Origin of the sequence: Vagococcus silagei (assembly GCF_004795745.1) — a bacterium.
In the GTDB taxonomy this organism is placed as follows: Bacteria; Bacillota; Bacilli; order Lactobacillales; family Vagococcaceae; genus Vagococcus; species Vagococcus silagei.
Window position 1 is genome coordinate 111247 of record NZ_SDGV01000018.1, and the last position, 26002, is coordinate 137248.

The following is a 26002-nucleotide window of genomic DNA, read 5'->3' on the forward strand; positions in this document are numbered from 1 at the left end:
GCGTTTTGAGATGAATAATAAAAAAATAACCAAGAATGACTGTGGGATCACATCTTGGTTATTTCATTTTTAGGGTTACCTTTAGTGATTCTTAGTCAATAGATAACCAGAGCCCATAATTGCAAACACACCTACTACACCTAAAAGAAGGCCGTCATTTTTTTCACCAGTTTGAGGCAGTGACCCATCTTTTTTCTTAGATGTTCCTGTTGTCACTTTATCTTTTGGCTTACTGGTTGTCGTAGTCGTTTGAATTGTTTCAGTCGTACTAGTTGTGCCAGTTTCATCAATATATCCATCTGGGACACCACTAAAAATTAAAGCAATTCGTCCAGCCGGTAAGCTAACACCTTCTGCTGATACTTTATCTTCAAATTTTTGCAATTCTTTTAGTCTTGCAATCAATTGAGCTTTTGAAAATTTGTTTGCTTGTTCAGGATATAGCGTCTTGATATATGTTTGTAACGTATCAACTTGTGGAATCATAGCTGTAAAACTATTAAAATCAGACGGATTAAATTTAAGTTGAGCTAGAATTGATTCAGCATCTAACGTATGATCGACATATAATTTTTTCAAAATTTTAACATAAGATCCATAGTCCATACCTATAATATCAGTATTATAGCGATGGAAAATTGTCATCGCTTTATCCAATTGATCATCAGTAAATTTAGCTATTTCTTCTTTTGAAAGACCATAACTTGCATCACTTAGCAATTCTTTTCTAATTTCTGCTGCTGTAGGAATATTATTTACATTTATTTTTTTACCTTTTGATTCACCAACTAATTTAGCTGCTTCATCTTTGACTTTTTCAATAGCATCTTCTGTTTCAATTATTTCTTTCTTTTTAACAGTATCTTTTTTATCATTCTTTATTGATGATGTTGTCATAGTTGGTTGCTCTGGAGTCGTTTCTTGAGTTTTAATTTCTTCATCGGTTTCAATTACTTTTTCTTCATTTACAGTTTCTACTCTATCTTCTGCAAAACTGACGGTACTAAATCCTAATCCACCTAAAAGTAAACCGCATAATAGCATTGAATGAAATTTTTTCATTTTTAAAACCTCCTCTTTCTTTCTTTGTAACAATTGTAACACAAAAGTAACATTACGTACATATCTTTACAACACATTTCATACAAAACGTTCAAGAAACGTTAAAATATCTACTTTACAACATATAAACAATATATAAATATCCGTAATATAAACTGATTTGTAATAAAAAAATGCTCCTTTTAATTTTTAAAGGAGCACTCATTTGATTATTAATCATAACGCATTGTTTGATAAATTGATTTAATTAAAGTTTGCGCATCAGTTTCTGGTAACTGATTAGTCAACCAAATCACCATGTGATTCGTATCTGATGAACCGTACACATAACTATCAAAACCACCCATAGTACCATTCTCAGAAATATTACCACGGATATTTTTATTCATAAATTCATCCATTTTAGACCAACCAAATAACTCCTTCATCGTTTCTTCACTCAAGAGTTTTTCAGTTCCTAAACTTAATTCAAATGTTGCTAAATCTTGAATCGTCATCATAATATTACCGGCACCAAGTAAACTACTAAATAGCTCTATTGACGCAATCTGAGTTTCGGTTCCATAATCATGATCCTCATAAAAGTATTCTTTAGCTAATTTTTCATTAGTTGGCAATTCATCCCAAAAATAAGTATGTTCTAATTTTAATGGCTTAAAAATTCTTCGTTTTACAACATTTTGATAACGATCTTGTTCAATATCACTAATAATTCGAGCTAAAAAAGTGTAATTTCCATTTGAATACTGTGCATTACCAATCACGCCAAATTCAGTTGTTGCTACTGAATATTCAAACTGTTCATCTTCAGTTTTTAAAACGTGATCTGGTGCAATTTCAGGCATAAAATACCCTGAACGATGATCAATTAATTGGCGAATCGTTACTTCATCAGATCGTTCAATATCCGGATAAAATTCTGATAATGTTGTCTCATAAGATAGTTTATCTTCTTCAATCAGCTGTGCAATAACAATTGCTGTCATTCTTTTTTGCAACGATGCAATTGGAAAAGCATCTGTTATTGAATTTTTTATTTTTTTATCTGCATCTGCATACCCATATGATTGTTGATAGACTAATTTTTGATTTTGAATCAACGCCACATTTCCCTTTAAATGTGAATCTTTGACTAATTGATCAATTTCTTGACGTTTCGTTTGATTAAAAGCCGTTTCTTTACCAAAATAATTACCAAAATAATTACCAACATAAACACCAAATAAAATAATACCTACTGACAAAATAGCCAGCATACCTATTACTTTGCGTTTACTCTTCATTGTTCACGTTCCTTTTCATTTTAGTCTTCACCCTCAACTTCACTATCGTAACATAAATTAATTTCTCTTAACACAGATACATTACTTACTAAAGAAAGTCTTTACAAAGCGAACGTAAGTTCGTATAATTAAGGTGAAATTTGAGAAAGAAGGGATTTTTTATGCAACTATTTGATTATTCAAAGGAACCACTTAGAGACATTTTAGCTGTTGATGCTAAATCTTTCTATGCTTCTTGTGAGTGTATTAGTCGTGGATTAGATCCTTTAAATACCATGTTAGTTGTCCTTTCTACTGCAGATAATACAGGTAACGGTCTCGTCCTTGCTGCATCTCCTTTGGCGAAGAAAAAACTTAATATCTCTAATGTTTGTCGAGCAGAAGATATTCCGTATCATCCTGATTTAATTTTAGCTCAACCACGAATGGATTTTTATATTAAAGAAAATATGAAATTAAACGCCATTTTTAAAAGATTTGTGGCAGATGAAGATTTACTAATTTATTCAATCGACGAGTCGCTGTTAGATGTGACTAAAACATTAAATTTATTTTTTCCTGATGCAACACTATCTCGAAGTGAAAAACGCAAAGAGTTCGCTAAACTAATTCTCGAAACAGTAACTGATGAGCTAGGTTTATTTTTAACCATTGGCATTGGTGATAATCCTCTACTTGCAAAACTAGCCTTAGATAATGAAAGCAAATATGCCGCTAATTACATTTCCGAATGGCGATATCAAGACGTCCCAAGTAAGGTTTGGCAAATTGAACCCATGACCGACTTTTGGGGCATTGGTCGCAGGATGGCTAAACAATTCAATCATATTGGTATTCTGACGATTAAAGATCTCGCTCATTATAATCCAATTCGGCTAAAAGAACGGTTTGGCATTATGGGACTACAGTATTTTCATCATGCACACGGTATTGATCGCACAATTTTGGCTGAACCTGCTCCTAAGCCAAAAGACACCTCACTTGGAAATAGTCAGGTTTTACCTCGAAATTATCATAAGCAAGCTGAAATTGAAACGGTCTTAAAAGAAATGGCTGAACAGGTTGCAACGAGGATTAGACGTGAAGGCTACCAAACAGAGTGTGTCAGAATTGCAATTGGCTTTGCTTATCATGAAAACGGTTCTGGTTTTTCTAGACAACTAAAAATTCCACGCACTAATTCAACCAAAATTCTGACCGAACACTGTCTCTTTCTATTTAGAAAAAATTATCAAGGACAAGAAGTACGTCACATTTCCGTTCATTACTCTAAATTAGTTCACTCAACTGCTCAACAACTTGATTTATTTGTTCCCTTCGAAGAAAATCTTAAAGATTACGCACTGGATCAGGTGATTGACAATATTCGCAAACAATATGGGTTCACTGCTTTAATCCACGCAAATAGTTTAACTGATGGGGCAAGAAGTATCGCCAGAAGTGAATTAATTGGTGGACATCGTGGTGGTGCAGGAGGATTAGATGGCTTATGACAACTTATCGACATCTTTTAGATACTTATGAAGATCGAAAACGACTAAAATGGGGCGGTTTCTATTTGTCAGATCACACGGCTCTAATTGAAGCCGAAAAAAAAGAGGCGGCCAATCATACGATTGGTCGCCCCTTAATGACTCGAGAGGCAATTGATCAACTTTTAACCTTTGCACAAATGAAACAGCAACCCATTATCATCCAGAAAAATGAGATGGATAAAGAAGGTTATTATCCTGATGATATCACTGGCTACATCAATGGTTATGATTCAATTGGATTATTCATTGGAGAAGAAAAAATTGACTACGATGTCATTCGAAACGTCGAACTGACAACACCTCAAAAGTGGTTTGATTAAGCACCTAAATAACCGGTCGCAAAGGCATCATTATCGATGATTTGGACAGACAATCCCATATATTTAAAATTTGGATTAGTTAACACACGATAATGATCCGGGCTGTTGCGCCACAATTGTAACATTTTTTGAGCTGATTCTTCTTCGCTTAAACGGAAGCCATGACGCACAAGAACTTCACCCACTTCATTCGTAAAAGCTGGATCAACTTCATTTATAACTGTTTTAAACGACTGACCGTTTGGACGGACATGTTCAAAAACTGTTTGAATTTCAGTACTTCTTATTTGAGAACTTTGTTGTAAACTAGCTTGTGGTTGTAACGTATTTAACCCTAAACTTAGTCTAAATTCATTAATTAAATGATATAATTCTTGTTCAATCATAACTTGTCGCTCGCCAACGGATAGCGTTGAGTCTTTAATTTTATTCACTTTGACAGTCAGACCACTACTTAATGTTTCGGCTGATACGACACGTTCATCACTTAAATTAACAAATTCATAAACATCTTGATCTAAGCCCAACTGTTCCATCGTTAAACGTTGGAAGCCTTCAAATAATGGTAGCGTTACTTGTTTTAATTCTTGGTTATTCTCATCGATAACACGAACCAAAATATTGATTGGTTCTGGTTTTCCAAGTACTTCTAATACTAATTTTTGTTGGGCTTGATTGAGTGAAGTGATTGCTTGATTGAGTTGTTGCTGTGTTGCAGCATCATTTTCTAATACGGCGAGCGCTTCGGTAAAGACAGCTTGGAACTCAACCCAACTAACTAATGTATATTTTGTATCCACTTCTGTTTGCAGTGTTAAAAGTAATGTTTGCAATTCTTTCTTAGTCTCTTCTTTTGTTTTTTCTACAGAATCTTTAGGTTCTTTAACTTCTGTTGACTTATCTTCAACTACTTTATCAACCACTGGTAATTGTGGTCTTTCTGTTTTCGCTGAACGATTGTTGTCCGTTTGTTGCTCTTTGATTTTTGCTTGTTCAGTGGCCTTTTTATTCACTATTGGCTGTTTATCATCAATATTCAATACAACCTGCGTTTGATTATTTTGGTCTTTTATCGCAACTGTTTGATGGCTTTCGCCAGTTTTCTCATCCACATAGTGACCAAAAACAAGAACATTTTCAGCATAAATTAAATCAATATTTTGAATTTTATTAGCAGCTGCTAAACGATTAACAGAAATTCCTGTTGCTTCAGAAATAGCTGATAATGTATCACCCCATTTAATCATATACTCGTCACCTTTAATGTCAGCTTTAATCATTGAAGCTGTCCGTGCTACCCAACTTGATTCGCTGGCTACCACTGCTGTTGTACCCACTGCAAGCCCACCAATCACTAAACTTGCCAGACTTAAATATGACCATTTTCCCATTTTAGGACTAAATTTCTTTTTCTTCATTGTCTCCTCCAAAAATTTAATTATTTTTTATTTGATAATAGTAAATTGCCAATTGTGTGCGATCACGTAAAGACAATTTATCCAATAGTAAGCTGATATAATTACGCACCGTTCCTTCACTTAAAAAAAGGGATGCTGCAATTTCTTTATTATTCTGACCTTCTGCTACTTTTAAGAGAATATCCCACTCACGATCAGTTAAATCATTTGGTTTTAATGCCACTGCTGCCTTCTTTTCGGGTTGAATAATGGTATTTAAAGTATCAACAATTTGGGTTCCAAAAACCGTTTGTCCACTACTAACAGCACGAATTGCTGGAATAATACTAGGAAAATCCTGTTTAATTAAATAACCTTTCACACCAATTTTTAAGGCATCATGAATGTATTCCGGATCCAAAAATGTTGTCAGCAACAAAATTTGGGCCGTCGGAAACTCAGAAATAATCTTTTTCGCTGCCGCAATCCCCGTCTCTTCACCCATCCGAATATCCATCAATAAAATATCGGGTTGATGTATTCTAAAGCCTGCGATTGCGTCTTGTGCCGAACTACCAGTTGCAATCACTGTAAAATCAGGTTCGACTTCCAAAATTGTTTTTAACGCCCCTGTCACTAACGGATCATCATCAACTACCATAATGTTCATCACAATCGCCTCCTTTATCTTTTGGTAAAATTACTTGCAATGAAAAACTCTCTGGACTGATATTAACATAAAATTGACCATTTATCTTTTCAATTCTTTGCCGCATTGACATGAGTCCCATTCCTGATTCATTCACAGCACGACGTGTACCATCATCTGTGATATTAACCCGATAAAATGCTGGTAATTCAGTAAAAGTTAAGATTACTTTTGAGCCATTACTGTGTTTTTTCACGTTCGTCAAAGCTTCTTTAATAGTATTAAGCAATGCACGTGACTGTTCCTCAGACAAATTCTTAAAAACTTCACCTTTAATTTGGCAATCAAAAGGTGCCATGTCGGCTGTCATCAAATGGACTCCTTCTATAAAAACAAGTGACTCTTGATGTAAATTATGAACACTCCACCGAATATTATCCATGCCTTGATTTAAGGTGTCTGATAATTTATTTAAACGATCACTTTGCTGTTCATCCTGATTTATGGCTTGAATCGCACCTAATTGGAGTAAAGCACTCGATAATAAGTGACCGACGTGATCATGAATATCGCGTGCAATTCGATTACGCTCTTCCGCAATTTTTATTTGTAACATGGCATCTTGCTCTGTCAATAATTTATCTTGCGCCACCTCTAGTTTTTCTTCTCGTTCCCAGCTATCATCAACAAGATTTGCATAACGTTCACTTAATTTTTCAGCTAAGTTTTGATAATGAGCTAACAAAAAGCCCAGCACGGATAAACCTATTAAAAGAGCAGTATCCACTAGTGAAAAATCAAGCCACATAAATAAAATACCACTCATAATTAACACCAATTGCCGATATGCCAAAGTTTGAAAAGCAAAGCTAAAAAATAAAAGGGCTGGTAAAAAATAAGCAAAGTGTTGATCGTAGAGTATTATGCCTGAAAAACAAACAAGCATTACATAAGTTGCCTTAGTACTAACCAAAATAAACGATAGAAACAAAATACTTACAAGTGGGTAAAGAATATTAATCATTTCCGAAAATTGTTGCTGAAGTAAAGCATACCCTATTAACAAAAAAAGACTGAATTCACCTAAAATAATTAGTCGTTGTTTCATACTCGTCCTTTCAGTATGACATTTGTCATATCACTTTTAGTTAAAACTCACTTTTTTAGATTCCTACGTTTGATTATACTATAAATATAAAATCAATAAAGGTGGTGCTTAAAAATGATTAAGATGACAAATATTGTCAAACGCTATGATGAATTAACAGCCCTCAATCATTTTAATTTAGAAGTAAAATCAGGGGAAATTTTAGGCCTTGTTGGTCCTAACGGCTGTGGAAAATCAACTGCTATTTTTAGTATGCTTGCATTACTAAAAATCGATCGTGGGGAGATTGAACTTTTTGGTGAACCCATGACCCCAACCAGTTATCATTTAAAACAAAAAATTGGCATTGTACCTCAAGAATTAGCGTTTTTTGAAGAGTTAACAGTTAAACAAAATATTGATTATTTTTGTGGACTTTATATTTCTCAAAAAGAGCAACGCGAAACTTTAGTTCAAACAGCTATTGAGTTGGTGGGCTTAGAAGACTTTATTAAATTTTATCCTAAACAACTCAGTGGTGGTTTAAAACGTCGACTTAATATTGCTTGTGGGATTGCACATCAACCAGAACTTATCATTTTAGATGAACCGACTGTAGCTGTTGATCCACAAAGTCGTAATAAAATTCTTGAAAGTATTCGTTCACTTAATAATCAGGGGGCAACTATTGTTTATACAAGTCATTATCTTGAAGAAGTTGAGTCTTTATGTGAAACCATCGTTATCATGGATAGTGGTCAAGTGATTGCTGAAGGTTCAAGTGAAGCATTAAAAGCTATGGTTCGAACTGAAGAAAAATTAATGCTCGATGTTCCATTCGTAACTAGTGAGCAATTGTCAGTCTTAGAAACACTATCTGATGTACAAAGCGTTAATTATGATCATGAAACGTTAACCATCCACACAACCAAATTAAGCCAAAACCTTTTAACCATTTTAGAAACACTTAAAGAAGAAAAAATTCATTACGCCAATCTGCGCACACAAGAAATTACATTAAATGATGTCTTTCTTGCAATAACAGGTAAAGAATTACGTGACAAATAAACGAAGCATAGGAGGTGACGACGATGTGGTTTCATTTATATAAATATCGTTTACGCTGTTTAATAAAAAATAAAGCTTTACTCTTTTGGACCTTTATCTTTCCCATTCTTTTAGGTGGTATGTTCATGCTTTCCTTTAAAGATATTGATAAAAATAGTCCCATCACTGATATTCCGGTTGGAATTGTGACACCTGAAAATAAAAACTCAGAACTCACAAACTTTACGAAAATTTTATCGCAAGTTGAAATCAATCAGAATAAAAAATTATTTAAGGTAAAAAACTATCCCACTCATGACAAACTACAAAAAGATTTTATCGAGAATAAAGTTGCTGGCTATTATTCTTTAGATACGGAAGATAAGTTACAGCTTACAATCAATGAGCAAGATACACCACAACTTATTTTAAAAGATTTTTTAAATCAATATGAGCAAAGCAAAGAAATGATGCGTGAAGTTAAAACAACAAATTTCAACTTTTCAAATGAAACTTTAGTCGACACAAAAATTGGCAAAACAAAACTTTCAACAGGTGATTTTTATTTCTTTACGTTAATTGGGATGACGATTCTATATGGTTTCATGTTTGGCGTTTTAAATGCAAACGATCAACAAGCAAATCAATCAATGAAAGGAATCCGTCTAACCTTAATTCCAAATAATAAACTCATTGTCAGTTCAGCCAATCTCTTGTCTAGTTTTTCTGTCTTTTATGTTGGACTTCTGTGTGTGATTGCTATTTTTTACTTTTTATATCAAGTTAACTTCTCTGGTTATTGGGGACCTCTTTTGCTGATTGCTGCTCTAGGATCATTAAATTCAATTACATTAGGAACACTGATTGGGACTATTCTTTACAAATGGAATTATAATCAAAAGCTTGGTTTAGGTATTAGTATCACAATGATTATGAGTTTATTTGCTGGAATGATGGGTACAGAACAAATCAAATATTGGATTGATCTGAACTTACCTATCCTTGGAAAAATCAATCTAGTTAACTTAGTGAGTGACAGCATGTTGCAACTTTTTCTATCCAACAATTATCATGGATTAGCACGTAATCTTTTATGGTTAAGTGGCTTATTCCTAAGCTGTTTAGCTTTAAATATCATGCTTGAAAGGAGAGTTCAATATGACAGTCTTTAAAGCGACAATTCAAGTTCTAAAAAAGAATAAAGTTAATTTATTAATTGGTATTATTGGAACTTTTTTCCTAATTTTTTTCATGTCGATGCAATTATCAAGTTCTAAAATAAGCGAACCTAAAGCAAAGATTGCCGTTATTACGAAAGAGAAAACTCCTTTGACTGATTCATTTACAAATTACATTGCCAAAAACCAAGAACTTGTTACACTAAAAGATACCTCTGAAGAAGGGGTTAATGATGCCTTATATTTCAGATTAGTCAGTTATGTGGTTTGGTTACCTAAAGACTTAGAGACAAAATTAATCACAGACAAAGACTTAGCCTTAAAAACAAAAACACAACCTAATAATTCTAAAGGTCAATGGATGGATAGGGTTGTCAATCAGTACTTTAATACCTATCTCACACTTGCTAAACAAAATCCCGATGAAGATATGAATAAACTGATTGCTAAAACAGAAAAGATATCTTCAGCAGGTGGGCAAATTAAAATTGATCAGAGTTTCCAACAAAAACAAAAAAGAATCTTAACGGCCGTCGTTTTTAATACATTGTCCTATGGTCTTTTCATCATCATATTTTCTAGTTTTGGTATTATAAGTTATGCCTTTAATCGTAAGAGTATTCAAGTCAGACAACAGTCTGCACCTCTTTCTCCACTTAAATTAACTCAAAAAGTTCAAAGTAGTACCTTATTATTTATCAGTATGATTTCAATCTTATTTATCGGACTTCTCCTTGCCTATACTAGGCCGGGATGGAATTTAACAACTGGCTTACTTATTATCAACTCACTTTGTATCATCAGTGCAATGATTAGTATTACAGCTTTTGTCACCAGTCTCATCTCTAACCCTGAAGTCGTTTCCGGTGTCAGCAACATTGTCGTGATGGGAAGTTGTTTTATTGGTGGTGTTTTTTTACCAGTTACCATTCTACCCGATATTGCTCAAAAAATTGGTTCATTTACGCCAACGTACTGGTTCACCCAAAACAACCAGCTGATTGGTGAAACACTTACTTACACAAAAGAAGTCACAACCCAATTTTTCCAACAGTGCTTAATCATTCTAGCTTTTACAGCAGCCTTTATTGTCTTACAAATGATCGTTAAAAAAGGGAAAAGACTACCTGTTTAACAGTAAAATTAGAATCTCTAACTACCAGTTTATAGTTGTTAGAGACTCTAATTTTCACATATTTCCGAAAACAATCAGAAAATGTGGCATTTTTAGTTTTCTAGTGTATACTTGAAGCACATCAAAAAAACGAGGTGAACATCACTTGAAACGAATATACACAGAATTCCAAGAAACACGACATTTAGGTGATGATTTCTTGAGATGGCTCTTAATTAGAAAGCTCAAAGGATTCCAACAATTAATCCTTATTGGTGCTTTAATTGTGATTTGGCTACTTGTTGCACCTTATCTTACTTTCTGGTTATGGTTTTTTAAAGCGAGTTTAGGCATCATTGCACTGTCCTTAATAGGATCACTATTCTTCAAAATAAAAAAATAATCATCTTTCAACGCTAACCGAGTTTCGCGTTTGAAAGATGATTATTTTTTATTGGAGACCTTTAAGTTTTTGCCAGACCGATAACGCATCTCGCATTCCTTTAACATTATGCACTCTTACAATTTCAACCCCTTTATTTAAAACATAAAGGGACGCTGCAATTGATCCAAAATCACGTTCTTTGGGATTTGTTTCACCTGTTAACTGTGCAATTGTACGTTTTCTAGAGACACCATATAACAATGGATAATCTTCAAAACGGAATTTTTCAGGCGAAGCAATCATTAATTCGTTCTCCGCCACTGATTTATGAAACCCAACGCCTGGATCAAAACTAATATTTTCAGGCTTGATTCCTAACTGTTGGCACAATTTAATTTTTTCTTCAAAAAAGTTTTGCAAGTCAGTGACCACGTCAACCGCTTCATTGCGATAGCGTGAATGCATGAGAATAACGGGAATATCGTAATGAGCGACCACCTCACCCATTCCAGGTTGATCCAATCCTTTAATGTCATTAATAATGGTTGCACCGGCTTCAATCACAGCTTCGGCAACTTCAGGAAAATATGTATCAACTGAAATTGGCAAATCAGTTATTTTTCGTAATTCTTTCACGATTGGTAGCACACGATTTAACTCTTCCTCTTGCGGAATTTCAGTATAACCAGGACGCGTTGATTGTCCGCCAATATCAATAATATCAACACCTGCTTCAATCATTTCTTTTGCATGAATGATAGCTTTATCTGTTCGACTAAAATCACCACCATCAGAAAATGAATCTGGTGTCACATTCAAAATGCCCATAATTTGATCTTTTTTTGCTAACATCTTAATTTATCCTCTCTAACAACGACTTAAATGCACGAACTCTTGGACTTAATATGTCTCGCTGCTCTGCGGTCATCTCAGCTAAAGTTTGATTATAACCATCTGGTATTAATAGATAATCAAAACCATAGCCTTCTTGTCCTCTTTGACTTTTTGCAATAGTTCCCAATAGTTCTTTTTCTTCAATCAAAAAATTCGTTTCCGATACATAATAAATGAGACTTGCTTTTAAAATAAAGCGTCGATCCGTTTCACCGGCTAAAAGTTCAAGTATTTTTTGATTCATTTCATGATCAGTCGCACCTTTTTCAAAAAAGCGTGATGTCTGAATACCTAGTACTTGTGGTTTAGCAACAAGCTCTAAACCACCATCATCACCAATTACAGGCTGTTTAATCTTGTGACCAATTGTTTCTGCCTTAATTTTAGCATTGGCTAAATAATCTGTTCCTGTTTCTAATATATCAATTGGTTCTGATAGTTCACGATACGACGCAATCGCAAGCTCTGGCTTAAAACTTTGAATTTCTTTAATTTTTTTTGGATTATTACTTGCAATATAGATAGTCATTTTAATCAAGCGCTTTTAAAAAGTCATTTTTTAGTTCACGATCTTCTTTTAAGACTCCCTCATAATGGAATGTTTTTGTCATACTTCCGCGAGCTTTAGCGCCACGCATTGACATACACATATGTTCAGCTTCAATTGAAACAGCCACACCTTTTGTTTTAACTTTTTCAGTTAAAAGGTTAGCAATCTGAATTGTCAAATCCTCTTGTACATTAGGACGTTTCGCACAAAATTCAACCATACGGGCAACCTTACTTAATCCTAGTACTTTATTATCAGCTGGAATATAAGCAACATGTGCTTTTCCATAAAAAGGTAATAAATGATGTTCACACATTGAATAAAATTCAATATCTTTAACTAACACCATGTCATCATCATTCATACTTGGAAATACTTTATAGTTTGTAAATTCTTTTTCGCGTACTGAAGAAAAAACTTCTGCATACATTTTTGCTACACGTTTTGGTGTTTCCTTCAAGCCATCACGATTAACATCTTCTCCAATTGCATCTAAAATAACTTTTACAGCTTCTTCAATTGCTCTATGTTGTTCTTCATTCATTGTCTTTACCAACTTTCATTTGTATTTCGGACTTCAGCTTTATTACCTGTTTCATTCATCCACTCATCAAGTGACTTACCTAGTAATTGTTCGTTGGGATAAACATCTTTTAACGGCATTAATACAAATGACCGTTTTGTTAATTCTTTATGTGGAATCGTCAAAACTTCCTCATCCATCGTGATACCATCCATCAGTAGGATATCGATATCAATAGTACGGGGACCCCAATGAATCAAGCGTTCCCGATTTAGAGATGCTTCCACTTGATGAATGCTTTCCAATAAAGAAAAGGGTGCTAGAGTCGTTTCAATTTCAACAGCACTATTTAAAAAATTATCTTGTTCAACACCGCCATAAGGGTCCGTTTCGTAAATCTCGGCTTGCTTGGTCACCTGAACACCCGGAAGTTGATTCAAACGTTTGACCGCTTCGCGTAAATAATTCATCCGATCACCAAGATTACTGCCTAAAGCTAAGTATGCTTTCATTATTGGTACTCTCTTTCCATTTCAACTTCTACATTATCAAAGAACCCGGCAATGGGAACGTGATATTTTCGTACACGAACAATCGCATGCGTTAATAAATCTCCATATTTTTCACCCAATAAATCTAAGACATGATAAGTAACAGCTTCAATTAAATCAAACGAATGCGTTTCCAAATATTCTTTAACGTCAGTATAGACATCAGCATAGCTAATTGTTTGATGTAAATCATCAGTTTTTCCTGCTTCTGTCATTGGCAATGTTAGTTCAATATCAAGTTCTAATTTTTGACCTAAAACTTTTTCTTCTCCCATGACACCGTTATATGTATATACAAGCATGTTATTAATACGAACTTTTCCCATATTAATTCACTCCTTTAAAAAATTTAGATACGCTCATTATAGCACAGCACTCTCGATAATAAATCGTTTGTTTTTGATTATTTCCTTTATTATTAAAGGTTTATTTAACATATATTCTGTGATGAAAATCTCGATTTCTACAATTACATCTCAGCTGATTTCAAAACTATAAACAAAGGCATGTAAAATATTTTAGTTTTTTTAAATAATACACAAGTTTTTTATTTAATCCAAAAAGCAAATATTTAAAGACTAACTAGCTAAAATAAAGGACTAGAAAAAACGTGTAAAGACCTAAGTTTTAACCTTTACATACTTTCCACACAAAATAACTTTTACTATGTTCATTAAATCATAAGGACGTCAAATAGCCGTCATTTTTTTATCAAAAAAACTGTGAATAAATTTTCTTTAACGAAAATTTATTCACAGTCACTCTTTATACACTAGTAAATTTTTAACTATTCAAATTAACCTAAAATGCCAAATGCACTTAATGCAATTGATAAAATTAAGACAATCCAGATTACACGAGTTGAATTTAATTTCTTTTGACCTAACATCCAATATGTTAAAAGTACAAGTAATACTGGTACTAAGGCTGGTAAAATTGCGTCTAATGTATCTTGGATAACTAATTCCACACCATTTTTCTTATATACCAATGGTACATTTGCTTTAACAACTGAAGGAATTAAGGCACCAATAACGGTTACCCCTAAAACTGTTGCTGCATTTGTAAATGCGTTTAACTTGTCTTTAAGAGTCGTTACTAATTTCACACCTTGTTGATAACCCATTGGTAATAATGCTGCACGACCAAATAGTAAAGCGATATTAGCGATAATCCAAATGATACAGCCGACAACTGAACCACTTTGGGCCAATGTTCCAGCGATTGATCCAAAAATTGTACCCCAGATAACGTGGAATAGTGAATCACCAACACCTGCTAATGAACCCATCAAAGCTGTTTTCAAAGCGACAATTGTATCTTTAGCTTTATAACCATCTTCTTCTTCGATTGCAACATCAATCCCCATAATTAAGTTACCGAAAATTGCGTTTGTATTAAAGAATTGGTTATGCGTTCTTAACATATCTTGAAACTCTTCGTCATCATCACCATAGAATTTTTCCAAAGCTGGTAAAATACCATATAAGTACCCAGAACTCATCATACGTTCATAGTTCCAGTTTAACTGACTACCTAAAATGTAACGCCAGCTCATACTGTTTAATTCTTTTTTCGTCATTTTTTGATTTGTATTTGTATTACTCATCGCCATCAAATCCTCCCTCAAATGTTGATTCATTTGCGCTTACTGCTTGAGCTTCGCTTCCGCCATTTTTGCTATCTCTTTTGAAAACAATCATTGCTGCAACTAAACCAATAATAGAAACACCTAACATTGGTACTTGTAAGTAAGCTGCTAAGAAAAAGCCTAAAAGCAAGAATGGAATATATTGTTTTGTTGGTAAGTAGCGTAATAAAATTCCTACCCCAACGACTGGTAAAACGCCACCTGCTGTTTTCAAGCCTGTCATTAACCATTCTGGCATACTTTCAGTCATTGCAACGACTGCAACATCACCAAGAATAAGCATTAACAGAATTGGAATAGCTCGAGAGAATCCCCAAAGAAATGAACCAGATAACACTAATCTCGGAATGCGTTTGATTTGCATTTTTTCAATTGCAGTATCAATACGGTGTAGTAAGAAGACATTACAGAATCGTGCAACAACGTCTAGTTGTAACATCAACAGTGATACAGGAACGGCAAGTCCAATCCCATATTCAGGTCCTTTACCTGAAATAACTGCAAAAGCTGTACCTAGTACTGCTCCTGTGAAATAGTCTGGAACTGATGCACCACCAAAGGCTGCAATCCCAAGTCTCATCAATTGTAGTGTTCCCCCAACCATCAAGCCGGTTTTAAGATCTCCCATAATTAAACCAGAAATCATCCCTGCAATCGCGGGTTGAGTTAAAGTATTTGAAATAAGTGAATCATTAATCGCAATAAATGCATAAACTGTAATAAGAATAATTTGGTACGTTGCTAAATGCATGTTCTTCCTCCTATGTTAACGTCTTTAACGTCTCATTTTTTCGATAAAATTAATTGATGGATCATTTGGTACTAATTGTGCCGTAATTTCAATTCCTTTAGTAATCAAGTTTTCAAAAACAACTTCCTCGTCTTTTGTCACTTGAATACTCTTCGTTACTTCTCTAGAACCTTCTTTATGACTCATGTTTCCAACATTGACAGTTTTAAGTGTTCCACCTGCTTCAACATAGCGTAAAACATCAGTTGGATTTTTGAATAGTAGGAAGATGCGTTGGTTACCATATTTTCCACTTTCAACATTTTTTGCAGCTTCTTCGACAGTTAACACAGATAGTCTCATTGTTGATGGCGCTGCCATTCTTAGTGAAGATTTTTGCAATGAATCTTGACTTGCTTCATCATTGATTACAACAATACGTTGAGTGTTCAAGCTTGTTGACCAAATCCCTGCGACTTGACCATGAATCAATCGTTCATCAATTCGGACATTGACGACGTTTGCTTTGCCTTTAAACTCCGCATATTTTTCTAAATCAATTTCAGCTTTTGATGTTTCGGTTTCAACAACTTTTCCTTTAACATCAGCAATACCAGTTTTAGCTGTTCCCAGTAAGTCTTTGATTGTAGCGCTATCATTTAAGGTCGCTTCAATAACCAACGGAAGTGATAAACCAGCGATAATGTCTACTTGTTCATTCTCGGCATAATTTTTGAAAGCTACGTTACATGGTGTACCACCCAATAAATCAGCAATGATTAATACTGGTGTATTAAGGGCTTTCATTTTTTCTTTTAAATCATTTTCAAACTGAATGTTATCTCCGTCTTCTCTCAATGACACTACAGAAACATGTTCCTGTTTTCCAACAATCATCTCAAGACTAGATTTAACTCCTGCAGCCATGTCCCCGTGACTGACTAATACTATATTTCTCATTAAATCCCTCCTAATTTCAACCACTCTACTTAACATATTATGTTGAACAAACTTAATATATCATACTTCAATTCTATTGTAAACCTAACATCTTAACATGTTATCTTTTTTCGCAATTTATTTTAAAATTGCGGTTGTTGTCTAAAATTAGCTGATATTGATTAAGATTAGTTAACATGTTATGCTTATCATGAAGTTTTAATGGAAACGAGGAATAATCCGTGATATCAAAATATCAACAAATCATCCAAGACTTACTAGTTGAAATAAAAAACCATACTTTTATCCCAGGTGATCGTTTTTACTCTGAGTCTGATCTTAAAAAAAAATATTCTGTCAGTTCGATTACTGCTGTAAAGGCATTAAATGAATTAACAAATATGGGCTACCTTTACCGCATCCAAGGAAAAGGTACTTTTGTTTCTAAATCTAAAGTTTCTCAATCTGTTAAGTTTTCAGACATTGAGCTCCATTCTTTAGATGCTGAAGAAATTAAAGTATTAGCTATCACTGAAGAACATGATCCAAAGATATTAAAAGAATTGAAATTGGCTACTGATGACTCATATTATAAAATCGTGCGTGTTCGTTCTGCGAATGGCGTTCCATTTATTATGCACATGACGCATCTACCAAAAACACTAGTTAAAGAACCTCTTGATAAAAACTTAAATAGCTATGCCAGTATTTACGAAAAAATTAGAAAAGATTTTCAGATTGATTTATATTCATTGGCCTCGACTGAGACAAATGAAATAGTCTTCCCTGATGATCCAGAGATACTAAATCATCTCAATTTAAGTTTTAGAGAACCAGCAATCAAGCAAGTTAAACATTCTTATTTGAAAGATAATAGTGTTGCTGAGTATATTGTTAGCTATAAGCACTGGAAAGCATTTAAAACTAAAATAGAAGTAGAAGCTGAATAATCAGTTTCTACTTCTATTTTTTTACGCTAAATACTTTGGCTTATCACAAAAAGATACTTCAGAAATTTCAACACCTTCTGTTTCAAAGATCACAACAGTATTTTTGCCAATATTTAAAAAGTCTTGTGGACAATATAGTGATAAATGTGGCCCTTGATTCCAATAACGTCCAATATTAACGCCATTAACAACCACTGCACCTTTACCGTAGTTAGAACAATCAATAAAGGTATCACCAATCTGCTCTAACTCAAATTCAACCTGATAAAATGATGGTTGTGCACTATTTTTACCAGCAGAATAATCCACTCTTGCAAGTTCTTCTGGTGTTAATGTAACAGGGTAGTGATAATAACCTTGATGGAAATGAATATCTTGCATGACACCATTTCGAATCCCTTTCATTTGAGTTGGATTGTTCAATTTAAAACCATAATTCACACGGCCCATATTTTCAATCAAGATATCAACATTGATTGTATCTGTATTCTCTTGGCCTGCAATCATCAATTCTTTGCCATTCGTTTCTTGATATTGGGTTGTTTGCCAATTACCATCTGTAAAAATTTGAATCCGGTCACTAGCTTCAACCACTTTAAATTTATTTTCATGACCATAATAAGGTAGAGTCATTGAATAAAGCATATAACCATACCCATTACTTGCCTTTTCCATTGTTAAGGGGTATGGCGAATAAATCGGTTCATCAACTAATGCTTCTTTGGTATTAAATAAAGACACACTATCCGTTACTGGATAAGTTCCTAAAGCAATGTTTTGCTTCAAACGTGGTTCACTTTGCCAAGCCATTGGGCAAACTTCCTTAATTGCTTTTTGAACGGCATAGTATTTTTCTGTCGGCTCGCCGCTTTCATTTAACAAGGCATCGTAATCATAACTTGTGACTTGTGGTAAATCCATTGTTTCCCGTGCTGAACAACCATTGTAAAAACCAAAATTTGTACCACCATGAAACATGTATAGGTTTAAAGAGCCAATTTCAAGCATGTCTTTCACTTCATCGGCTAAGTCTTGAGCATCTCGTTTAATAATCGGTTCACCCCAACGGTTAAACCAACCATCCCAATACTCCATACACATAATTGGCCATTTCTTATTATGTTTTTCCATAAACTCACGCATCACTTGACCATTTTCTTTCGAACGACTACCAAAATTACCCGTCACAAAAATATCGTCATCAATCAATGTGCCTGCATCTAAAACTTCTGGCCAAGAACCATCTGAGGTAAACAGTGGAACATCAATTCCATATTTTTCCATTAGTTTTTGTGTCTGACGTAAATAATCTTTTTCCATGCCGTATGACCCATACTCATTTTCAATTTGCATCATAATTACCGGACCACCATGTGTAATTTGAAGTGGGGCTAATTTAGGAATTAAAACCTTAAAATAATTATCAACTTTTTGCATAAAAACTGGATCAGTCGAACGTAAACGAATACCTCTTTCGTGTAAAATCCAAGCCGGTAATCCACCGAATTCCCATTCCGCACAAATATAAACAGACGGTCTTAAGATAACCATCAAGCCTAATTCTTGAGCTTTTTTTACGAATAACTCAATATTTTTGAGTCCTTCAAAATCAAAAACACCTTCTTCAGGTTCGTGGATATTCCATGGTATATAGGTTTCAACAGTGTTTGCACCTAATGCTTTTAAATTATATAAACTGTCTTCCCACTGTCTAGGTGTCATTCTAAAATAATGAATGGCGCCACTAATTATTTTAAGTGGTTGACCTGCTAGAATAAAATCTTCTTTTATTTCAAATACTTTCATCGCTTTATTCAACTCCATTACCAATATTTTTTCCAATTATCATTTGCCAAGCGCATTAACGCTTCAAAATAAAAATAATCGCCCCACAGATTTGGTTCATCAATCCCTTTTCCCTCAGCATGAGCATAAACGCCATGTGCCAACAATCCTTCATTGGCTTCATCAAGTGTTGTTGCGTAATGTTCACCTAATTGATAAACCATACCTTTTGCAAGCGATTTTGCTTCAGAGTACCCATCCACATGACTTGCTTCCAATAAACCGCAAGCTACAACTGCTAGTGAAGAACTATCTTTATCTGATGGCTGTTTATCATTAAAATCAAAATCCCAATATGGCACTAAATCTTTTGGTAGATTTTCGATAAACACATCAACAATCGTTTGATAAATTTGTGGCATACTTGCATTTTCAAGGAAACTCTCAATTAACGGAATACCTAAAACGCCCCAACTTTGACCCCGAGCCCAAATGGATTGGTCACCATTACCTTGATGTGTTGCACCATGAGATGGTTGACCGTTCTCAGGATTAAAATAATAAGTATGAAATGTGGTTCCATCTTCCCGAATTACCGTATTAATTAATGTATGATAATGTTTTTCAGCTACTTCTTGATATTTTCTATCTCCAGTTAATTCCGTAGCTTTAAACAAAAGTGGTAAATTAATTAGTGAGTCAATAATAAGTCGATATTCTTTAGGCTCACCGTATTTTCCCCAAGCCTGAATAAAATTTCCTTTTGGTTGAAAACGTGCCATTAGCACATCGGCAGCTTGTATTAATTGGGTGCGACACACTTCTTTTTCTGTTAATTGAAAACCAGCACCCGCTGAAAGGCTATATAAAAAGCCAATATCATGATGATCAAGTACAAAATGAGTATCTAATCGTTCTTGGAATGACTTTATATTCTCCATAGCTTGTTCTAAAAAGACATCTTCATTGGTCCATTCGTATGCTAACCATAGCATTCCTGTCCAGAAACCATTGGTCCAATCATCATTTGGTTTAATTCGATAAACCCCATTGGTGCCACAGGCAGATGGGAATTGATTACCAAAACGTTTCATATTAATCTTGAGTTTAGCAATGCAACGATTTATCTCTGAAATTAACCACTGTTCATCGACAGCCTGTCCTAATTTAATTAACTGTTCTTTATTATTTTGAAGCGTCATCTTTACACCCTCTTAACTTATTAACATATTAACTTATCTGAGTATATCCTATTTAGAAATAAAAAGCTAATATTTTCAGATTTCTTCTCTAAATAAACTCTTCAATTTTACATTTTTCATGTTAAATCCTTGTTAAATTAACACCATAACATAATATGTTAACTTAAGACTATCAAATCCTAAAAAAATAGCCTTCCTTATTTAAGGAGAGCTATCGGTTTACTTTTTATTCAATTTGAGCTTCAATTTTACTTCTAATCATCAACATTTCATTCTCTAAATTAGAAATTGTAGTTGCAGTTTGTTCTAAACGTCTCGACAAATCTGGATCATCCGTCTCTAGCTTATAACGTAAACCATGCTCTAAACTTGCCCAAAAATCCATCGCAATTGTTCGGATTTGCAATTCAACTTTAATACGTTTAGTTTCTTTAAAGAAGAAAACAGGAATTTCCAAAATAACATGTAAACTACGATAACCACTAGGTTTAGGATTTTTTATATAGTCTTTGATTTCTAAAACTGTTACATCACTCTGAGCTGCCAATGAATCCAGAACAGCATAAATATCATCGATATAAGAGCAAATCATTCTAATTCCAGCTACATCAGATAGTTCTTTTTCTACTATTTCACGAGAAAATTGCAAATCCTTACGCTCTAATTTTTTAACAATACTTTCAAGTGATTTTACGCGAGTTTGAATTTGATGAATCACATTTTTACGACCAATAGTTCCTGGATTACTTAATTCACGATCAATAATTTTCAATTTCGTTTCAATTTCATCAATCGCCGATTGATAATAAATAAACATTCGACCGTACTCATCAATAATCTGTAATAGTGTATCGGGTTGTTTATTTCTTTTTTCAAGTACTTTAACAAGTTCTTCCGTTGGAATTTCCATATGCACACTTCCTTATTCATATCATTTAACATAAGTTTATTCTAAACGCCAATTATGAAAAATGTCTTAATAAAAAAGATAGAATTGTTGAAAAATCACAATCCTATCTTTCATTTTTTTCTTTCGCCATCCTATTTTGTTTGTAGAACATATCAAAACTTTCTTCTCTTTCACGCTCACGTCTTTCCGATTTATCAATAAGATTACTCCTAATTCGAATCGATAAGAAGGCTAAAATCAAACCAACTACAATAAAGATTAACATAATTCCAACCGTCATTGGGAGCATACCATTTATAAAACTAGTGACTAAATCAAAAAGATTTTTTTGACTCAAACCAATTCGATTAATAGGATTAAAGAATTTCAGTATGATTGCTAAAAAAATATAAAGAATACCTGTACTTAAATTAGCATACGCAAAAAATCTTAACAAAACATGTTTATGTTTATGACTAGCAAAATAAAGTAAAACCAGCATTACAATAAAAATTATACCTAATATTCCTAAAAGTTTAAAGATTTGATGTCTAAATCTTTCCGCCTTCAAACCTATTGTTGGTACTAATGGTAGGCGTATATTTGAATCATAAATTTCATAACTTTTATCTAAAAAAAACTCAATCGATTGTTTATTATTTTGATCAATTACTTTGTTTTCTTTTTCCGCATAATTTTCAATTGCTTTTCTGACTGAATCCTTAATCGGTTTTTCATCTGTTTTATATCCATCACCACTAAAGGAGTGTTGAATAAACAGAGTAAAATCTTTGGCGACTTGTTCTGAGCTAATCGCATTCTTTAACCCATCCTTATTAATGCCACTCGCCATACCTAAATCTTGAATTGCTTGATTAATCTGAGTCGTTGTCTCATCGTAATACTTAACTTTATCTGCAGTATCTATTAGATAGTCACTTGAGGTAATTGTTTGTCGTGTCAAAATAAGAAAGGAAAAAAGAAATAAGACCATAATCAAAATAATCGTTAATAACCCTTGGTATAGGGCACTAAATTTCTTTTGCAACAATCGTTCCTCCTAGTGTTCCGCATTAATCATTTTACCAGAAATTAAATCAGCATATACAAATAAACGTTCGTCTGTTAAACCAATCATATCAATAGGATAACAAGTATAGAAGATTACTTTATTTGTATCTTGCTTTTTATATAATGTTTTAATTGCTTCTGGGTCATCAAAACGTAATACTTTTTTATCTGTTACTTTGTATTTATATGTCTCATAATTCGTTTGAATGGTAATTTGATCACCTCTAACAACTTTATCTAAAGATGCTAGTTCATTCGTGTTATGTCCTCCGATTAAAGTTGTTCCTTTTTCACCAGGAAAAACACTACCATTGAATTGCCCAACACCATTTCGTAGATCTTCTGCAGAATCACCGTAAATTAATTTGGCTTGAACATTAAATTTATCAATAATCACCATTCCAAATTGCGTTCCCATTAGGGGATATTCAATTTTACTTGAAGGTAACTCTTTGTCATTATTTATCGGTTCAATTTTTTTGCGTTCCGCTTCAGATTTAAAAATAGATTCATTTTTCTTTTTTGTTGTCTCATTATTACCTTTTGTCGAAACAGCACTATAAACAACTTCTGCTCGTTTATAAAAAGGAGAAAGCATCAATGCTAATAAAAGCAAGCTAAAAAAAGAAAAAATTATGGGCATATAGACATATGCCAATAATTTATTCTTACGCATTAATTGTACTCCATTTACGACTTTGTAATACTGCTAGGCCCAATGTTGAAGCTGCTAAACCAGCTAAGACAACATAAAACATTGTGTAATTGCCACCTGTTGTTTTAACAATTGGGTTTTTTCCATTTGTTGGCACATAAACAGTATTAGTTTGATTTTTTGTATTTGTTACAACTTTACCATTTTCATCCATACGAGCATCAAGTGCTTTCCATGTTGCTGCAACATAATAACCAACTTGTTTTTGAACATCTCTAGGTAATTGTTTTAATAAATCGTTTAAACTATTTGCTTGGATATTTCCTGCATTGTCCATTACTAATTGACGAGCTGCATTGATATTTCCAACTACCTGATCGACTGTTGATTTACTGTAATCATAAGATTTCAAGTCGTTTTCTGCTTGTTGAATATCTGTTGCGTCAAAATAAAATGTTTGACCGTTAGCAGTTACTCCCTGGTTCAGCGCATCCAAAATACGTTGTTCGTCAGCAGTGATAGCACCTTCTGCATGAGCCATCATTGGGAAAAGTAATACTAATCCAGCCATTACTAATAATTTTAAAAATCGCTTCATACTTAAAATTCCTCCTTTTTTATATAGACACTTAGTATTATATCATGTTCTATAACATAAATGAAGATATAAAAAGACGTTTTTTGTTTATGACAACGATTTAAATAACGGTATTTTTTACTACAGAAATTTCATTGCAACTTATAAAGTTTTCGTATACAATGGAAACGTTGTCATTATTATAGAGGAGGATTTTTACATGTTAGAACAATCACTAGTTATTATCAAGCCTGATGGCGTGAAAAAAGGAATTATTGGGGAGATCATCACCACATTTGAAAAACGTGGCTTGACCATCAAAGAAATGAAGATGACGACACTTGAAACAGATGTTGTTAAAGAGCACTACGCTCACTTGTCAGATAAACCGTTCTTTCAAGATGTTATCGATTTTATGATTTCTGGGCCCGTTGTCTGCTTAATTTTAGAAGGACCAAGCGGAATTAGTGTTATTCGTCAAATGGTTGGAGCAACTAACCCACTTGAAGCAGCACCTGGAACAATCCGTGCAAACTTTGCATTTGAGTCTGGTTCAAACGTGATTCATGCTTCCGACTCAGTCGAAGCAGCAAATGATGAAATTAAACGTTTCTTTGCATAAAAAGTAGACGTTTTAGTCGAAAGAAAGGGTTAAGAACGTAAATGTTCTTAACCCTTATTTTTATATAAAAAAGACCATACCCGATTGACAGATATGACCTAGCGTATAAAGAGAGTGTTAAATTTTAAGTATTTAATAGAAAAATACTATATAATTCTCAACCAAATTCATTATAGCTTTTTTTTTTAAAATAAACAACATTTATTATTGTTTTAAATTGCAATTTGTTAAATAAATAACAAAGAGAACAGATTGTCTATTTTTGTATTAAGATTATGCTCACTTAATGCATCAAATCACACTTTTAAGGGTAAACTAAAAGTACTGATAGGTAAAGTTCTACTTTACTTGTTTATCAGTACTTTTCATTACTTTTAGATTAGTCTTTAGCTATAAAATTAATGCACAAAGTTGTCCTATTATTTTAATTATAGTTATATTGGTCTATTCAAAAGATCATCATTGTCGGACTAGTTCAATTTGACTATCTTGTAAAATAACAACAATTTTATTTCTGGATTCTTTCTCTATTCTTACTTTAGAAGAGCTACCAAGCATCATACCCCATAACTCGCCAATTGCTCCCTTAGAAAATTTACTAAAGTTTAAATCAATCTTTAAATTCTTACCGTCTTTATGTATTGCTTTTATAAAACTATTAATTTCTTTATTTGTTAAAATACCACTTTCCTTGAACTCCAAACGTAGTTCTTCATAAAAGGCATTTTCAGTTTCGTTTTCATCAAAGAAATTCAAAAACGTTCCTTTTATTTTCGTCTCGGACAAATCGATAGAATACTCTTTACTTGCTTCTTTATTAATTTTTCCAGAAATCACTAGATCATCAAATTCATCCTGCAAAGTTAAATTAACTTTACTTCCTTTTATTTTTACGATCCCTGAAAAATTATCTTTATTTTCAGCAGCCCAAGTTCCGTTCAATGGATTTTGATTAAAAAATACAACTGCGCCGATTAAAATAAGAATCGTTAAGCATACTACAATAATGTTTTTTTGAATCCAATTTATAATTCGATTGTTTTTGGATTTTTCAACAGGTACATTATTATTTTGAACAAGTTCTTCGTTTTGAGTATCTACGGAAGGTTGTACCTCAATTGAATGTTCTTCAACTAGTGTGCCACATTCTAAACAAATTTTTTCATGTTCTTCTAAAATCTTTCCACAATTACTGCATTTTTTACTCATATATCCACACCTGCTTTTCTTCACTATTGTACTAACTTTAATTTTTGCATATCGTTGTTTAAATAGCAAGAGGTATACTTCAGTTTTAGATAAAAATGGCTGCAATGTAAATCTCTTAGATTATATTTAATTGAGCTAATTTCATAA

The 26002-nt window shown here is 33.4% G+C and carries 28 protein-coding genes; 8 read left to right on the top strand and 20 right to left on the bottom strand.

From position 1 onward, the window contains the following. Positions 1 to 81 precede the first annotated feature (81 nt). Positions 82 to 1062 carry an LPXTG cell wall anchor domain-containing protein gene (locus tag ESZ54_RS09090; protein WP_136137356.1) on the bottom strand — a complete coding sequence of 327 codons (981 nt, stop codon included), beginning with the start codon at positions 1060 to 1062 and terminating at the stop codon, positions 82 to 84. Between the two features lie 212 nt (positions 1063 to 1274). Then, positions 1275 to 2345 (bottom strand): serine hydrolase domain-containing protein, encoded by a 1071-nt coding sequence (locus tag ESZ54_RS09095; protein WP_136137357.1) that lies wholly within the window; start codon positions 2343 to 2345, stop codon positions 1275 to 1277. A gap of 161 nt (positions 2346 to 2506) precedes the next feature. On the opposite strand from ESZ54_RS09095, the gene ESZ54_RS09100 reads away from it, so the two are divergent. Next, on the top strand, positions 2507 to 3838 hold the full coding sequence (locus ESZ54_RS09100; protein ID WP_136137358.1) for a Y-family DNA polymerase: 1332 nt from the start codon (positions 2507 to 2509) through the stop codon (positions 3836 to 3838). Next, positions 3835 to 4200 carry a hypothetical protein gene (locus ESZ54_RS09105; RefSeq protein ID WP_136137359.1) on the top strand — a complete coding sequence of 122 codons (366 nt, stop codon included), beginning with the start codon at positions 3835 to 3837 and terminating at the stop codon, positions 4198 to 4200. Before ESZ54_RS09100 ends, ESZ54_RS09105 begins: the two co-directional genes overlap by 4 nt. On the opposite strand, the gene ESZ54_RS09110 is transcribed toward ESZ54_RS09105, so the two are convergent. From ESZ54_RS09110 to ESZ54_RS09120, 3 genes are read right to left on the bottom strand one after another with little or no spacing between them, the layout of a single operon-like run. Beyond that, entirely contained in the window at positions 4197 to 5618 is a 1422-nt protein-coding gene (locus ESZ54_RS09110) for a CAP domain-containing protein (protein WP_136137360.1), read from the bottom strand. The genes ESZ54_RS09105 and ESZ54_RS09110 overlap by 4 nt on opposite strands. A gap of 16 nt (positions 5619 to 5634) precedes the next feature. Next, positions 5635 to 6270, bottom strand: a complete 636-nt coding sequence (locus ESZ54_RS09115) for a response regulator transcription factor (protein WP_204249535.1) — start codon at positions 6268 to 6270, stop codon at positions 5635 to 5637. Beyond that, on the bottom strand, positions 6248 to 7354 hold the full coding sequence (locus ESZ54_RS09120) for a sensor histidine kinase (protein WP_136137362.1): 1107 nt from the start codon (positions 7352 to 7354) through the stop codon (positions 6248 to 6250). Before ESZ54_RS09120 ends, ESZ54_RS09115 begins: the two co-directional genes overlap by 23 nt. A gap of 114 nt (positions 7355 to 7468) precedes the next feature. Between ESZ54_RS09120 and ESZ54_RS09125 the strand changes: the two genes are divergently transcribed. The 4 genes from ESZ54_RS09125 (at position 7469) to ESZ54_RS09140 (ending at position 11075) form a co-directional block, all read left to right on the top strand. After that, positions 7469 to 8401 carry an ABC transporter ATP-binding protein gene (locus ESZ54_RS09125; protein ID WP_136137363.1) on the top strand — a complete coding sequence of 311 codons (933 nt, stop codon included), beginning with the start codon at positions 7469 to 7471 and terminating at the stop codon, positions 8399 to 8401. 23 nt (positions 8402 to 8424) lie between these two features. Then, on the top strand, positions 8425 to 9552 hold the full coding sequence (locus tag ESZ54_RS09130; protein ID WP_136137364.1) for an ABC transporter permease: 1128 nt from the start codon (positions 8425 to 8427) through the stop codon (positions 9550 to 9552). Further along, on the top strand, positions 9539 to 10693 hold the full coding sequence (locus ESZ54_RS09135) for an ABC transporter permease (protein WP_136137365.1): 1155 nt from the start codon (positions 9539 to 9541) through the stop codon (positions 10691 to 10693). Before ESZ54_RS09130 ends, ESZ54_RS09135 begins: the two co-directional genes overlap by 14 nt. A gap of 145 nt (positions 10694 to 10838) precedes the next feature. Further along, on the top strand, positions 10839 to 11075 hold the full coding sequence (locus tag ESZ54_RS09140; protein ID WP_136137366.1) for a hypothetical protein: 237 nt from the start codon (positions 10839 to 10841) through the stop codon (positions 11073 to 11075). Between the two features lie 48 nt (positions 11076 to 11123). Here ESZ54_RS09140 and folP read toward each other — a convergent pair whose 3' ends face one another. From folP to ESZ54_RS09180, 8 genes are all read right to left on the bottom strand, one after another. Beyond that, entirely contained in the window at positions 11124 to 11909 is a 786-nt protein-coding gene (folP, locus tag ESZ54_RS09145; protein ID WP_239433789.1) for a dihydropteroate synthase, read from the bottom strand. Between the two features lies 1 nt (position 11910). Next, positions 11911 to 12480: a non-canonical purine NTP pyrophosphatase gene (locus ESZ54_RS09150; protein ID WP_136137367.1), complete on the bottom strand. Its 570-nt coding sequence runs from the start codon at positions 12478 to 12480 to the stop codon at positions 11911 to 11913. A gap of 1 nt (position 12481) precedes the next feature. After that, positions 12482 to 13045 carry a GTP cyclohydrolase I FolE gene (folE, locus tag ESZ54_RS09155; RefSeq protein WP_136137368.1) on the bottom strand — a complete coding sequence of 188 codons (564 nt, stop codon included), beginning with the start codon at positions 13043 to 13045 and terminating at the stop codon, positions 12482 to 12484. A gap of 5 nt (positions 13046 to 13050) precedes the next feature. After that, entirely contained in the window at positions 13051 to 13536 is a 486-nt protein-coding gene (gene folK / locus ESZ54_RS09160) for a 2-amino-4-hydroxy-6-hydroxymethyldihydropteridine diphosphokinase (RefSeq protein ID WP_136137369.1), read from the bottom strand. Then, complete coding sequence (gene folB, locus ESZ54_RS09165) at positions 13536 to 13901, bottom strand: dihydroneopterin aldolase (protein WP_136137370.1); 366 nt, start codon at positions 13899 to 13901, stop codon at positions 13536 to 13538. Before folB ends, folK begins: the two co-directional genes overlap by 1 nt. A 470-nt stretch (positions 13902 to 14371) precedes the next feature. Beyond that, complete coding sequence (locus ESZ54_RS09170; RefSeq protein WP_136137371.1) at positions 14372 to 15184, bottom strand: PTS system mannose/fructose/sorbose family transporter subunit IID; 813 nt, start codon at positions 15182 to 15184, stop codon at positions 14372 to 14374. Beyond that, positions 15177 to 15977: a PTS mannose/fructose/sorbose/N-acetylgalactosamine transporter subunit IIC gene (locus tag ESZ54_RS09175; RefSeq protein ID WP_136137372.1), complete on the bottom strand. Its 801-nt coding sequence runs from the start codon at positions 15975 to 15977 to the stop codon at positions 15177 to 15179. Before ESZ54_RS09175 ends, ESZ54_RS09170 begins: the two co-directional genes overlap by 8 nt. 24 nt (positions 15978 to 16001) lie before the next feature. Beyond that, on the bottom strand, positions 16002 to 16916 hold the full coding sequence (locus tag ESZ54_RS09180) for a PTS sugar transporter subunit IIAB (protein ID WP_136137373.1): 915 nt from the start codon (positions 16914 to 16916) through the stop codon (positions 16002 to 16004). A 221-nt stretch (positions 16917 to 17137) separates the two neighbouring features. Here ESZ54_RS09180 and ESZ54_RS09185 point away from each other — a divergent pair, with 221 nt between their 5' ends. Next, entirely contained in the window at positions 17138 to 17845 is a 708-nt protein-coding gene (locus ESZ54_RS09185; RefSeq protein ID WP_136137374.1) for a GntR family transcriptional regulator, read from the top strand. A 21-nt stretch (positions 17846 to 17866) separates the two neighbouring features. Here the strand turns inward: ESZ54_RS09185 and ESZ54_RS09190 are convergent, their stop codons facing one another. From ESZ54_RS09190 to ESZ54_RS09215, 6 genes are all read right to left on the bottom strand, one after another. Then, positions 17867 to 19651: a glycoside hydrolase family 35 protein gene (locus tag ESZ54_RS09190; RefSeq protein ID WP_136137375.1), complete on the bottom strand. Its 1785-nt coding sequence runs from the start codon at positions 19649 to 19651 to the stop codon at positions 17867 to 17869. Positions 19652 to 19668: 17 nt separating this feature from the next. Next, complete coding sequence (locus ESZ54_RS09195) at positions 19669 to 20832, bottom strand: glycoside hydrolase family 88 protein (protein WP_136137376.1); 1164 nt, start codon at positions 20830 to 20832, stop codon at positions 19669 to 19671. A gap of 226 nt (positions 20833 to 21058) precedes the next feature. Next, a complete protein-coding gene (locus ESZ54_RS09200) occupies positions 21059 to 21742 on the bottom strand; it encodes a GTP pyrophosphokinase (RefSeq protein ID WP_136137377.1) in 684 nt (227 codons plus the stop codon). 103 nt (positions 21743 to 21845) lie between these two features. Further along, positions 21846 to 22769, bottom strand: coding sequence for a hypothetical protein (locus ESZ54_RS09205; RefSeq protein ID WP_136137378.1), 924 nt, complete (start codon positions 22767 to 22769; stop codon positions 21846 to 21848). Between the two features lie 12 nt (positions 22770 to 22781). Next, positions 22782 to 23468, bottom strand: coding sequence for a class D sortase (locus ESZ54_RS09210; RefSeq protein ID WP_136137379.1), 687 nt, complete (start codon positions 23466 to 23468; stop codon positions 22782 to 22784). Continuing rightward, on the bottom strand, positions 23461 to 24045 hold the full coding sequence (locus ESZ54_RS09215; RefSeq protein ID WP_136137380.1) for a hypothetical protein: 585 nt from the start codon (positions 24043 to 24045) through the stop codon (positions 23461 to 23463). The genes ESZ54_RS09210 and ESZ54_RS09215 overlap by 8 nt, the downstream gene beginning before the upstream one ends. 199 nt (positions 24046 to 24244) lie before the next feature. Here ESZ54_RS09215 and ndk point away from each other — a divergent pair, with 199 nt between their 5' ends. Then, positions 24245 to 24646 carry a nucleoside-diphosphate kinase gene (ndk, locus tag ESZ54_RS09220; RefSeq protein ID WP_136137381.1) on the top strand — a complete coding sequence of 134 codons (402 nt, stop codon included), beginning with the start codon at positions 24245 to 24247 and terminating at the stop codon, positions 24644 to 24646. 459 nt (positions 24647 to 25105) lie between these two features. Here ndk and ESZ54_RS09225 read toward each other — a convergent pair whose 3' ends face one another. Continuing rightward, on the bottom strand, positions 25106 to 25855 hold the full coding sequence (locus ESZ54_RS09225; protein ID WP_162615146.1) for a zinc ribbon domain-containing protein: 750 nt from the start codon (positions 25853 to 25855) through the stop codon (positions 25106 to 25108). Positions 25856 to 26002: the final 147 nt, after the last annotated feature.